The sequence below is a fragment of the Aquibacillus saliphilus genome, assembly GCF_020404745.1.
Lineage (GTDB): Bacteria > Bacillota > Bacilli > Bacillales > Amphibacillaceae > Aquibacillus > Aquibacillus saliphilus.
This window is the reverse complement of the sequence record NZ_JAIZAP010000010.1, coordinates 13689-26594: the sequence shown is the minus strand read 5'-3', so window position 1 is coordinate 26594 and position 12906 is coordinate 13689. Positions and strand designations below refer to the sequence as shown.

Annotated in this window: 8 protein-coding genes and 1 pseudogene; 2 read left to right on the top strand and 7 right to left on the bottom strand. The window is 34.9% G+C overall.

Translation table 11 applies throughout. The features are described from left to right. Window positions 1–54: 54 nt before the first annotated feature. The 5 genes from LD272_RS11480 to LD272_RS11460 all read right to left on the bottom strand — a co-directional run bounded on the left by LD272_RS11480 (window position 55) and on the right by LD272_RS11460 (window position 7718). Window positions 55–1071 carry a zinc-dependent alcohol dehydrogenase gene (locus LD272_RS11480; RefSeq protein ID WP_226036748.1) on the bottom strand — a complete coding sequence of 339 codons (1017 nt, stop codon included), beginning with the start codon at window positions 1069–1071 and terminating at the stop codon, window positions 55–57. A gap of 154 nt (window positions 1072–1225) precedes the next feature. Further along, window positions 1226–1834, bottom strand: coding sequence for a TetR/AcrR family transcriptional regulator (locus LD272_RS11475; RefSeq protein ID WP_226036747.1), 609 nt, complete (start codon window positions 1832–1834; stop codon window positions 1226–1228). Between the two features lie 234 nt (window positions 1835–2068). Further along, window positions 2069–4369 (bottom strand): glycoside hydrolase family 2 protein, encoded by a 2301-nt coding sequence (locus tag LD272_RS11470; RefSeq protein WP_226036746.1) that lies wholly within the window; start codon window positions 4367–4369, stop codon window positions 2069–2071. Between the two features lie 82 nt (window positions 4370–4451). Further along, the gene (locus LD272_RS11465; RefSeq protein WP_226036745.1) at window positions 4452–6215 is read right to left on the bottom strand and encodes a glycoside hydrolase family 3 protein; all 1764 of its coding nucleotides are present in this window, start codon (window positions 6213–6215) and stop codon (window positions 4452–4454) included. 78 nt (window positions 6216–6293) lie between these two features. After that, window positions 6294–7718, bottom strand: a complete 1425-nt coding sequence (locus LD272_RS11460; RefSeq protein ID WP_226036744.1) for an MFS transporter — start codon at window positions 7716–7718, stop codon at window positions 6294–6296. 230 nt (window positions 7719–7948) lie between these two features. Here LD272_RS11460 and LD272_RS21635 point away from each other — a divergent pair, with 230 nt between their 5' ends. Continuing rightward, window positions 7949–9175 (top strand): AraC family transcriptional regulator, encoded by a 1227-nt coding sequence (locus tag LD272_RS21635; protein WP_226036743.1) that lies wholly within the window; start codon window positions 7949–7951, stop codon window positions 9173–9175. A 231-nt stretch (window positions 9176–9406) separates the two neighbouring features. Beyond that, window positions 9407–9610 (top strand): annotated as a pseudogene (locus LD272_RS11450) (ATP-binding protein); the annotation flags it as partial. Window positions 9611–10524: 914 nt separating this feature from the next. Here the strand turns inward: LD272_RS11450 and LD272_RS11445 are convergent. Continuing rightward, window positions 10525–11694, bottom strand: a complete 1170-nt coding sequence (locus LD272_RS11445) for an HNH endonuclease family protein (protein WP_226036742.1) — start codon at window positions 11692–11694, stop codon at window positions 10525–10527. Between the two features lie 13 nt (window positions 11695–11707). Beyond that, the gene (locus LD272_RS11440) at window positions 11708–12829 is read right to left on the bottom strand and encodes an adenine-specific methyltransferase EcoRI family protein (protein ID WP_226036741.1); all 1122 of its coding nucleotides are present in this window, start codon (window positions 12827–12829) and stop codon (window positions 11708–11710) included. Window positions 12830–12906 lie beyond the last annotated feature (77 nt).

The following is a 12906-nucleotide window of genomic DNA, read 5'->3' as shown; positions in this document are numbered from 1 at the left end:
AATTTATCGAATTGAACACTTTATAGGCGGTAACAAGCACTGTTTATTATACAATTAAGTTACGTCTACAACTACTTTTAGCGTTTCTTTCGCATCAATCGCTTTATCAAAAGCCGCTTGTACCTCATCTAACTTGTACACGTCCGTCACAATCTCCGCGATGTTTGTTTTCTTCTTTGATAAGTGATCAACCACTTTAAGTATTTCTTCCGTAGTGTACCCCATGGATCCTTGAATGCGAATTTCATTTGACATGACTTGCGCTAAATTAACAGGTACTTCGTCTTTATAAACCGCAATAACGGAAATTCTTGTATTGGTTCTTACATTTTTCATTACTTCTTTAAACAGTGCTGGAGCACCCGCAGCATCCACATAAACATCTATGTCAGGAAGTTCCATGCCATAGCGACTTACACTACCAAAGTGTTCCACCAAACCTTCAGCTAGTCCTTTGTTTTTTGTATTAAGCGTTAGTGCTCCTAATTCCTTCGCTTTATTCAATCTCCAGTCATCGATATCAACAACACAAACATCTGGGATACCTTCCCCGATTAACCCGGCAGCTGCTGATAATCCAATCGGACCGGCTCCTAACACAACGATTTTTTCGCCTGGTTGTGGATTCGTTCTAAATGCACCGTGGAAACCAACACTCATCGGCTCCATCAACACCGCCGCCTCTGGAGGAACACTTGGATCAAATTCAAACAAATTGTAGTTTAATGCAGCATCCTCAATGATGACATACTGCGAAAAAGCTCCACATTCTAGTGATTTTGCAGGACCACCTTTTTGTGCTGTAATAGGATTAACACCTACGCGCATTCCTACTTTAATATCATCTGGGACTTCAGCACCTAATTCCACTACTTCACCAAATAATTCATGACCAAATTCAGCACCATAGCTGATTCCCATTTGATCTGTTCCTGCTTTTACAATATTTATATCCGTGCCACAGATACCACCGCGTAGATTGCGAATCAACACATTTTTACTTCCTATTTCTGGTTTCGCTTTTTCTTCCACACGAATTCCTTCTTTACCATAATAGACCGCTGCTTTCATTATAAAGACCCCTCCCCATAAAAGATAAAAGATACCGCTTACATATTTTATCGTAAAATTTTTTCTACTAATAAGCAAGTAACAAAAAAGCACAATCTATAAATTAAGCAACACTTACTAGAAAAGTGTAAAAAATAAATGTAATCTTAAACATCTATATATTTTTTTCATGGTATTCTGGACGGAATGGATTGAGCTTCACAAGTTGTTCCGCCAAATGCTTAGGTCTATATGGCATATCATTTCCTAACCATATTGCAATTGTCCCAACTAAGGCAGAAGTACCATACCATGCCGCAATATCCTTTGAAATGTTCATGCCAGGAAAGGAATCAATTTTTTTCTGAGATTGTTCTTCCGTAACATCAACAATCGAATCATATAAAAAATCCATTAACTTCTCCTTAAAACGAGGAAGATTTCCGTAAACAAGAAATGTTTTATAGACATGGGAATGTTTTGCAATGTATTCCAATAGCACGGTAAGTGTGCTCAGTTCATACCCTGGGTCGTAAGGATCATCATAGATGGATTGCAGAATTTCTTTGATATCCGCAATCAACTCATCTACTATTTTTCTCATCATGTCATGGATGTCTTTATAGTGTAAGTAGAAAGTGACCCGATTGATTTCTGCTCTTTTAGCTAGAGAATTTACAGAAATTTTATTAAGATTTTTTTCCTGTAAAAGCTCTACAAATGCATCACGAATTAATCTCTTCGTCCTTTTTACACGTAAATCAACGCTTTCTTCGTTACTCATCCCTAGCCCCTCCTTAATTTACACTATGTCTATTATACTACAAAGATTAAAGTGACAGTTAGCATCTAAAAGAGCAAAGGCAGTTATGAGTGTAATAAGATAACCATTCTATCCTGTATGGATAAAATGGCTATCTTTAATTAGCAGAAACAATTATTATCTTATAATCTTCTACCTTCAACATCGAAGGGGTCCTTTAAAAGACTTATTTTATTACTCTGATGTAGTCTCTTTTTATTTCTTCTTCACCTGTATTAATTCTTTGTTGAAAGCATATAGTAATTTTTCATTAAACTTTTCTGGTGAAATTTGTGTTAGGTCTTCAATAGTACTACCTTCTATCATACTTAGCATCGGGTTATCCGTAATGCCAGGTAGAAACTTATTTATAATCTCGTTTGTTTTCTCATTATCGAGCAATTCTTTAAATGTATCTCTTGTTGAATATACATCTTCACTTATAGTTAATTTTTCTATTTTAACATCTTCCAGGTCAGGTATTTCAAACCAGTTATCTACTGGTCCTCCTTGTTTTTCAGGTGCTTTATAGCTAAAGTTTGGTTCCTTTACTTTATGAAAATGAGCTACATCGTAATACAATTCACCTTCCTGGCTAGCGACCGCTTTAATTTCTGTCCATTTATCAGTAAGTCTAATACCTTCAAATGTTACGATGTGATCTAAACATGATTGAGTCGCAACCTTCTCACCATCAACAACAAGAGTTACCTCTTCACAGTTTGTATATAGTTTTACGTTGATTTGGTTATCATCACGGTCGACATAGCGTTTACTTGTAATATGAACAAAGCGCTCATCAGACCAATGTGCTTTATACATAAAGAAGGCATCTTTTTTTACTTTTCTATCATACGTGACTAACCCTTTGTTGTTTCTACCTTTTACGCCACCTTCATCCCTAATGTTTGCACCAAAATCAAACATGTTCCAAACATAGGTAGACCAAAGAAATGGACGCTCACTGAAAATCTTCCAAACTGTTTCATGATATAGTGAATGATATTCCTCAGAATAGTCATTTACTTTTGGATCGTTATTATGGTACTGTATTATTCCTTCTGCCCCATATTCAGATATACCAAGATTAACATTAGGGTTTGTCTTATGAAACTTATCAATCCAATCTGCGAAATCTTCCGCTTCTCCTTGATACCACCCATAATATTTATTATATCCTATCGTATCTGTTACATAGTTATAGTTATCTTCATCCTTGACGAACATGACATTGGCCATGGTTGTCAGTCTTGTTGAATCTTCTTTTTTCGTTAGCTCATTTAACTCACTAACAAGTTTACGGACTACGGGTCTATCTCCACTTATTTGGATTTCATTTTGTATTCCCCAAAACATAATGGAGGGATGGTTAAAGTTTTGTCTGATTAACTCTATCATTTGTTGCTTAGCATTTATACCTTCTAATTCCGATTTAGACATAATGGTAATAAATGGTATCTCCGCCCAGACAACCATTCCCTCTTTGTCACATAAATCATAGAAATACTGATCATGTTGATAGTGTGCTAACCGAATGGATGTTGCACCTACTTCTTTTATTAGTTCCATATCTTCTTCATGTTCTTTCGCGGTAATAGCCCAACCCATATCTTTTCTATCTTGGTGCCTAGAGACACCATTTAGACTCAGCTGTTCCCCATTTAAAATAAACCCTTTATTTGGATCCACCTCGAAATACCTAACACCGAACGGTATTAATAGTTCATCAATAGTATCATTAAAGCTTTGAATCATAATTTGAGCTTGATACATATATGCATTCTTTCTACCATTCCATAGTATTGGTTTATCAATTAATGCAGGTATCTCGATTTCTTTTATTTCTTTCGCTGCCAAATTTATCTCTCTAACACCATAGGCAACATTATTACCTTCTGCATTTAATAAATTAGCCCATACTCTCACCTTCTTACTTTCATCCAATTTATTTACTACAAATGATTTAATTGTTAGTTCAGCTTTTTCTTCAGATACTTCATTTTGAACAATGTACACCCCTTTAGAACCGTAGTCCTCTAAATCAAAGTGAATTTGATTAGTAATAATTAAATTTACGTCACGGTAGATACCACCAAAAAATGTAAAATCTGCCATTTGTGGATAGACGTCATCTACCACCATATTATCTACTTTAACTGCAACCGTATTTTTTTGGTTAAACCTGATTGCGTCTGTAATATCAAAACGGAAGATGGAATAGCCACCCTTGTGCTGTCCCATATGATAGCCATTAACGTACACATCTGTAATACTATTAGCTCCATTAAATTCAATATAAACACGATTTCCATACTCTAATGACTTCATTTCGAATTCTTTTCTGTACCAGCAAGCACCTTTATAAAAATCAAATCCATTTGCCCCATCAACGGCATTCCAGGTATGTGGTAGATCGATTTCTTCCCACCCAACATCATTATAATTTCTGCTCGAAGCTAGTTTTTCATCTTGTTTAATGAACTTCCAATTATCATTAAAGTTAATTAGTTTTCTCATATGTTCAATCCTCCATTTAAGAAATTAATAAAGTTACCAATTCTGTATCAATCTATAGTTAATTGAAGATTAAATTTCTAAATTAAACACGTGTATCACTCAAACCACAGAAAGCATCCACTGGACTTTCACCTTTGAAATCAGATTCACCAATAAGTTTTTTTACTAAGGCAATCATCGTATGTTCTTTATTGTCGTATGTGTTGATATACGTTTTTACTCTCGCAACATCAACTAGATGAAATGGACTGTTAACAGAAACAAAGATTGTCGGAATTTCGTGAACATACCATGGGATATCAGGTGTATCATAGCCCATTTGAAAATTAATCCGCTGTACTTGTTGGCCAAGGCTATTAACATCTGCAACATGGATAACTAAATCATATGGTTCAGTTAATTTAGCTACTGTCATTTTATTCCCAAAGAGCTGCTGGAATTTTTGTAACATTTCTTCCTTTGGTAAGTCTAATAGTTTTTCAAATTCCGACTGATAAATCGTTACTTCAAAGCCAGCTTTGGTTAATTCCTCCTTAATCATTTCAATAGCAGGCCTTCCTTTATTACCAATGAAAAACTGAACTAACGGATTCTCAAAACCTTTTTGTGGAACAAGTAAAACACGTTTGTGCTTTTCTATAGTTAATGGAAGCGGACTAACGCCAACATCTTTCACAAGGGTAATAGACTTATCGGAAATTTCCTTTGCAATCTCTGTAAACTCTTTACTACCAATAACGTTCAATCCTTCTTTCCATGGTACTATCTCTTTCTTTTCTTTTTTGTGGAGACCAAGTGACGCCTTAATCCCCAATATACGTTGTAGTGCATCATGAAGACGTTCATCTGTGATAACACCGCTATTATAACCGTCAATCATGTAGCCGAAATCTTCTTCCTGGTTATTCAAGAACAAAAACATGTCACACCCAGCTGCAATAGAGGCTGGTAGGAGCTCGCTTCGTTTTATGGCAGAGGTGAATCCAATCATTTGACTTGCATCCGTTATGACCATGCCGTTAAAACCTAATTTAACTTTCAACAAATCGGTAATAAGTTCTTTTGAAAGTGTAGCCGGAAGCATATCTTCATCTGTCAATTGAGCATTAAAATTACGACTGTATGCGGGTAGCATGATATGCCCAGCCATTATAGAATGCACCCCAGCATCTATCATTCCTTCATATACCTTACCAAATGTACTATCCCACTCATCACATGAAAGGTCATTGACTGAATTACTTAAATGTTGATCTCTTTCGTCAATTCCGTCACCTGGAAAATGCTTCATCGCGCACGCGACACCACTTTCCCCCATTCCCTTCATAAACGCTTTACTCATTTCCAGTACCAGTTCCGGATTATCAGCAAAAACTCTATTTGAGATTACTGCATTTCTCCAATTCTTTTGAATATCTACTACTGGTGCAAAAGACCAATTACACCCAACCACAGCTGATTCAATTCCTGAAATACGTCCCATTTCATAAGCATAGTCGACATCCCTTGTTGCACCTATTTTAGTTTGATTGCCAATATAAGTTCCATCACTAAAAGCACCATTCCCACCAGATTCTGTATTGGCAGCTATTAACATAGGTATTTTGCTATTTTCTTGTAAAAAGCGATTTTGTTTTAGCACTTGTTCACTTGAACTTGGATGATACCGAGTCCCACCAAATCTATAATTCTCTGAAATATTTCTCAATGATTCTTCATCATGCCCACCTCGATCGATAAATAGTTGGCCAATTTTTTCATTAATAGTCATTTTCGAAATTGTTTCTTCTACCCATTTAACACCCTCATCATCTAAGTAATAAGGTTTTGCTTTTAAATTCACCATTATGTCTACCTCCAAGTAGTATGTGATTCTAAACAACGGAAGAATCGATGGTTATCTGCTTTAATAATTAAAACACTTTTATTTTTGCATTGCCTCAATAATTGCTTCATTTTCTTTAACTTTTGCTTTAGACAATGGATAAAGAGTAAATAATAAAACTGCACCTGCTATATATAAAATTCCTGGTAATAAATTTGAAACTAAGAAAATTCCATTTTGAACGGATTCGGTTTGAACTGTTGCTAATGAATCGTAGCCAATCCATGCTAATGCCCAACCACCAATACCTCCAGCAAGCGCTTGCCCTAATTTTCGAGTAAAGGAGTACACAGAATAAACCGTTCCATCTTTTCTTTTTCCAGTTTTAATTAGGAAGCTATCAATAACATCCGTAATAAATGCCCAACTAACCATGGTGTAATAACCTAGTCCAAAACTTGCTAGAACCCGTAGAATAATAAACAACCACGGATAACCTTGTCCTACGAGAACAGTTAAAATAAAAATCACACCACATATGATTAGACCAACTGTCCCAGCTTCTTTTTTTCCAAACCTTTTTGTAATAATCCTTGCTAACGGAGCCATCGCTATCATTCCTACGATCTGTGTCAGGCTCACAAGTGGAAGAAGTGCTGTATTGCCGAAGTAATCTAGGAAAATATATTGATTTAACGTACCAGTAACCAGTGATGCAATTAGAGCAAAAAGTGTATTTACAACAACAATAACGAATGCTCGATCCTTGAAAAGTTCCTTTAAATCTACTAATACTTTACTATCTATGTTTTTCTGTTCTTGTTCTTTCGTTATGGTAACTCTCTCTGTGCATAACTTGTAACAAGCAAAATAACTAATAGTGCCAACTATTCCAAATAGGACCGCAACCATAAAAAAATTATTTCCATCTACGATGCTATTTCCAGTGCTATCTGTTGAGTAAATAAAGAGTGGAACTACCACTCCAACAAATAAACCCGTTATTAAAGAACCTATAGTACGGAATGTTGATAAACTAGCTCGATCTTCAGCTTTCTGTGAGATAACAGCTGCCATAGAACCGTATGGAATATTGATGGCAGTATAAAAAACACTTCCCCAAATTAGGTAAGTTATAAATGCATAAATCACTTTTGTTGCATAAGACCAATCCACTATAAAGATGTTATACATAAAAATACTTGCTATACCTATTGGAATAGCGAGATATTTAATCCAAGGTAGAAACTTTCCCTTCTTCCCACCTTTTAATCTGTCTACAATGGTTCCAACACCTATATCAGTAAACGCATCAAGAGATCTTGCAACCAAAAATAAGGTTCCGACAATACCTGCACTTAGTCCAAAAACCTTTGTATAGAAGACCATTAGATAGATAGATGCTAATTGAAAAGTGAAATCGTTACCGAAATTCCCAAACATGTACCCAAGTTTATCCCTAACACCAAATGGACGTTTTGCAGCTGTTTCCACATTACTTATTGCACTTTGTAATTCTGCCATCCTACTCATTCCTCCTAATTCCGTTAGATTTGCTTCAAACAATCAATTATCTAAAAGGAGTTCTATTTCAAATCAAGTTTACTTCAGGGATTTACTGTACATATGTTGTAAGATTGAATTACCTCCTAATGGGTTTCATTGTACTATTGATTAAAAATATATTATTGTTAAATTTTTGTGTGAATGGTATTATTTTTGAAAACGGTTACTTTTTTTAAAGGGGTGATTAAGTGGAAGAACAAATAGCTAGAAAGTTAGAGTTAACAAATAAGCTACTAATAAGCAATTTTGGTATAAAAATAAAGACCGTACATTACCCTTATAGCACATACACCGATGTTGACCTTAACTTTCGGAAGATCATTTGGCCTTATTTAAACGACCAGCAAGAACTATCCATCAGTAAACGATTGAATGTAATAGAAGAATCTCAAATTTTTTTGGCAAAAAGCTTAATAGGATATCAAAATATCGCATTTCGATTACCTGCACGCTTATCTGACAGTATCCTGCTTATAGGTCCCTTTTTGACAAATAAGCATTCAGAACAGGCAATAATAGAAATCATTAAAAAAAATCGTTTTCCACGACAATCGCAAGACATTATACGTAATTATTTTAATCAACTTCCATGTGTAAATGTATCGAAACTATTGCATAATGTTCAATTATTGCTAGAAAATCTAGTAGAAAAAGAAGTACCGATTTTATTCTATGACTTTTCTAATGATAGATTGAAAGAAATAAATTATAACCCTGAAGTGTTTGATTTCTTTGCAAAAGAATACTTGGAGGATTTTGCAGAAAAAAAACGATCATTGCTGATAAACCTTAAAAAAGGTAAAACTCACGAAGCAATCAAATCGTTTCAGATATTAGAAAATCTACAATCTCAATATGAAGAAGAATCAGCATCAAAATGGAAACGATCCTTATTTGAACTTCTGATTAGATGTGAGGATACTCTTTTGGAAAAGCATGTCCCTTATGGATTAATAAAAAAATCATCTACACAATTTGAGTATAAAATTCAGCGGTGTCATAATCGATCAGAGTTTGGAGCGATTGCCGACGAGATTATTGCAGAATGTTGCAGGATGGTGAATATAAACGACTATTCCAATAATAGTTTTATTATCCGAAGAGCATTACAAATATGTCAAAATATGCTTAATGAACCTACCTCACTTTCTACTATTGCTAAAATTATAAATATTAATTCTTCTGTTCTATCTAATCAATTCAAACAAGAAATGGGATTAACTCTAACGCAATACATACAACAAGAAAAAATGAATCTCGCAAAACGTTTGTTACGGGAATCTAAGATGTCTATTCGAGCAATTGCTGAAGAAATTTCCTATTTTGACTATAGCTATTTCTCAAAAGTATATAAAAAAATACATGGTATCTCACCGGTGCAGACAAGAAAAGAAGTTATAAAAGATAAAGATTAGATATCGCAGATAGTCGTGTATAGTTAATACCCGTAATAATTTATCGAGAACCTTTAGTAATTCTTCCACTGCTTCGTAACTACGGAATGTAGCTGTTTTAGGTATATGGTATTTTTCCCGTAATTCTCTGACATAAGTCCGAACAGTGCTGTCACCAACTTCGGTAATAGAGCAGCGCTCTTCTAGCCAACCTGAAATTTGTGAAGCTGATAGATCTTGACGTTCCTTTGGTTAACAACAAATAAAGAACCAGAGGAATGGGGAGAGTTATTAGGTGATCAAGAAATAACAACGGCGATTTTAGATCGCCTTCTCCACCGTTCTGAAATCATCCATTTTGATAGATCAAGTCACAGAATTAAATATCGGAATCTCTTTTTCAAGCAGAAAGTGTTCAAACTACTTGACGGTTACAATTGCATAGTCCTCCCTTGACATATTGATATTGAAAGAGAAAGTCAGACATTTGAATATCTTGGTACCGACATTTCAATTGATCAAATCAGTATTGGAGATCCAACGACGCTAAGAGTTACAACGGAATTAAAGAAAGATAGACTATATGAAGCATTAGACTTTCGAATCGCAGGCGAATCTAGTCGCGGCAGTAGCAGTCAAGCAACAGGCGTAATTGTAGATAAACAAGGAAATCATTATCCTTTCGAGGAGTACCTTTTCCGTATCAATGAATTGGAACAGCCTCGTATGTACAACCGTACACCAAGTATCATTGCATCCTGAAACGGAGGATGATGTTGTACCGAATTATTTGAGCATCGATGGCTACAGTCAAACAAAGTTTTTGAAAACATCTATAAAGATTAATTTAGACTAAACAAATATGACTGAGGGAATGTCATGATAGTAGTTCAAGAAGAAATATTTTTTATTTAATGAAACACCTTTGCTACAATAATGTATTACAAATGTGAAAATCATATGCATTTGAATACCACCACATTCAGTATAGAGCCTTTTTATAAGAATCGTATTTCAGATAAATAAAAACGTTCCTTACAAAGTGTAAGAAACGTTGATTTCATCGCATTGGCAAGCGTTTATAAGATACCGGTGGCCGGGGTCGAACCGGCACTCCAGAGGAACACGATTTTGAGTCGTTCCAAATATCGCTATTAACTCGGAAGGTTGCCCGTTGGTTGCTACCGTTCATTTAAACGTACATATAGCGGAAAAACTAGCGTAGTTAGTCGTATGACCTTACGTCCTCTTTCCTTTGTACGCTATTATACGTTATGTATTAGGATAAGACAAGGCCTGATTTCGCAATGAACGATACTATGTACGTCTTTCCGTAACTAATTTCGTTGTATGGAGTTTTCAACGGAAAATTATTTATTTCCTTTTGCACGGTTGTGAGTTTTGCATAACATCTGACAGTTTTTAGCATCTGTTGCACCACCTCTACTCCATGCAGTAACATGATCGGCATCCATTTCTTTGAGTTTCCAGATTTTGTTTTTATTCGAATCATGACCTATCGCACAAAGTGGGCAGTTTGAATTACCTTTTTTTTCTGCTTCTACTTTCTGTTTCGAATAAATACTTTTTTTTGTAGCTTCATCAAAAACTCGTACATCAAGTAATTTTGTATCTAAGGAACCGCCAAGAATGTACTCAAAAACTCCTTTACGTTTTTTAATATATGGATCTCCGTAAAGTTCCCTCACTTCTTCAGAAACTTTTATTGGATTATACGATTTACTATGATGCGCTTCATAAAGTCTACCCCATTCTAAACCCTTCATTTCATCTTCAACATCTATAAATACGCCAGAAACCCAATCAATAACCGTATTAAAATAAGTTTTTAATTCATTAATGTTTTCTTCAAAGCGATGTCGGGTCATATACTCGCCAATATTCCCTTTGCTCACCCAGTCAAGAGCACATTCTAAAAAATCCTGCCGATTAACACTTCCTTTTATATAAGCACTCCACTTTTGAATATTTGCATTCTGGCTATTGCTAAATTCTTGTTTACAAAGAGTAACAAAAGGACCAGAATGTACAGCATTGAGTAGTTCCTGATTATTAAGAGGAATACCAACGATATTGATTGTTTTAAACCATTCTTTTATTTCACTTTCCGTCCCCTCACATTCATAGATTAGAAGGGGTGCTTTTAGAATCTTAGCTTTTTTATCTAAGGCTAAACCGCCAAAAGTTTGTTCCATACCGTTCTCATCTTTAATAGCAAATTTATTTGTAACGAAACGACCCAGACTTGTAATACGCTGTTGTCCATCTAGGACTTCAAAATTATCATTACTAACTTTATTAAAATATATTAAACCAATTGGGTAGCCTTTCAGTATTGATTCAATAACAGCAATCTCCCTTTTACTATTATCAGAAGCATAAATATAATTTCTTTGGTATTCCGGCTGTATGACAAGCTTCCCTGAAAGCCCAAACAGTCCTCTTCCCTCAAGCTGATTGTAAACAAAACCTTCACATATATCCTTTACTGTAATATCTGTTCTTAATGTTGTTTGCATTATGTTACACCTCCTATTTTTTATGTTTAATTAAAATTCTTTTATAAACATTTACGCCTTCCACAGAAACTGACATATTAATATTCTTATCCCAACCAGCAGGTCTTCCATAGTCATAAGAACAACCAATTATCTCAAACTGATCAGGGTTGTATTTATCTAAAAAGGTAATTGGTACCCCCATCACGCCTTCATAATCTTTTGGAATAGCATTAGTATAAGGAACTTCAATTGCATCGAAATTATCATATTTTTTGTACTCTTTTCCCTTAATACTCTTATGAGAACTGAACTTAATATTTTCATTCATGGTCATTAGTGGTAATGATTGGTGTCTCTTGCCGTGATCTAAATTAGTAAACCATAGACAGTTGTTAGTGGCAACGATTCGATTCCCTTCTTCATCAATTTGAGCTTCTGTTCCATATAATTCATATGATTCAGGCACAATAAAACCAGAAATCCACCTACCCATTCCAGTACCCAACCAAATTCTATTTTCTTTAATTAGAGGAAAAACTTCTTTATAAGTAATGGCATTAATATTGCTTATGATTAAAAATTTTTTATCATAAGCAACAAGTTGTTTTATATACTCACGAAACAGACTAAATGGTGGATTTGTTACTACAATGTCAGATTGTTTTAATAACGATATGGACTCATCACTGCGAAAATCGCCATCACCGTTTAACGGTGTCCATTCATTTCGCTTATTTTCCTTTAGCTGTAATGCTACATCCTTCAAGTTAAATTCACTATCGCCATCTATGTCACCAACTTCATTAATAATAAATTTGTTGGCTGTTATTTTTGGACGGCCTTTTGATTTTGTAAGAGTCTCGTCATTACCGAATAATTCCAGTTGGGTATTCGCAACAGGCGAAGGTTTGTAACTGGTCGTAATAAGCTGTTTTAAACCAATTCTTTCAAAGTTTAGAACGAAATAACGAAAAAAATTGCTCTCGAATGGGTCATCGCAGTTGCAATACACAACTTTACCTCTAAATACATCAGGATTGTATTCTAAATATGCTTCAATCTCTTTCTGGATATCAATATATCGTGTATAAAATTCATCACTTTTTGATTTTTTTGCTTTATGTAATAATTTGTTTGTTGCATTCCTCGTCAAGTTTAATCCCTCTCTCTCCTTTACCCCACCATCCGTGGCAGAACTCTTGGAGGCAGGTTTAAGAAATTGTTTTATCA

Bases quoted from the DNA above. Each gene is read 5' to 3' on its own strand.
- LD272_RS11480 (WP_226036748.1), bottom strand. From the start codon at position 1,071: ATGAAAGCAGCGGTCTATTATGGTAAAGAAGGAATTCGTGTGGAAGAA.
- LD272_RS11475 (WP_226036747.1), bottom strand. From the start codon at position 1,834: ATGAGTAACGAAGAAAGCGTTGATTTACGTGTAAAAAGGACGAAGAGA.
- LD272_RS11470 (WP_226036746.1), bottom strand. From the start codon at position 4,369: ATGAGAAAACTAATTAACTTTAATGATAATTGGAAGTTCATTAAACAA.
- LD272_RS11465 (WP_226036745.1), bottom strand. From the start codon at position 6,215: ATGGTGAATTTAAAAGCAAAACCTTATTACTTAGATGATGAGGGTGTT.
- LD272_RS11460 (WP_226036744.1), bottom strand. From the start codon at position 7,718: ATGGCAGAATTACAAAGTGCAATAAGTAATGTGGAAACAGCTGCAAAA.
- LD272_RS11445 (WP_226036742.1), bottom strand. From the start codon at position 11,694: ATGCAAACAACATTAAGAACAGATATTACAGTAAAGGATATATGTGAA.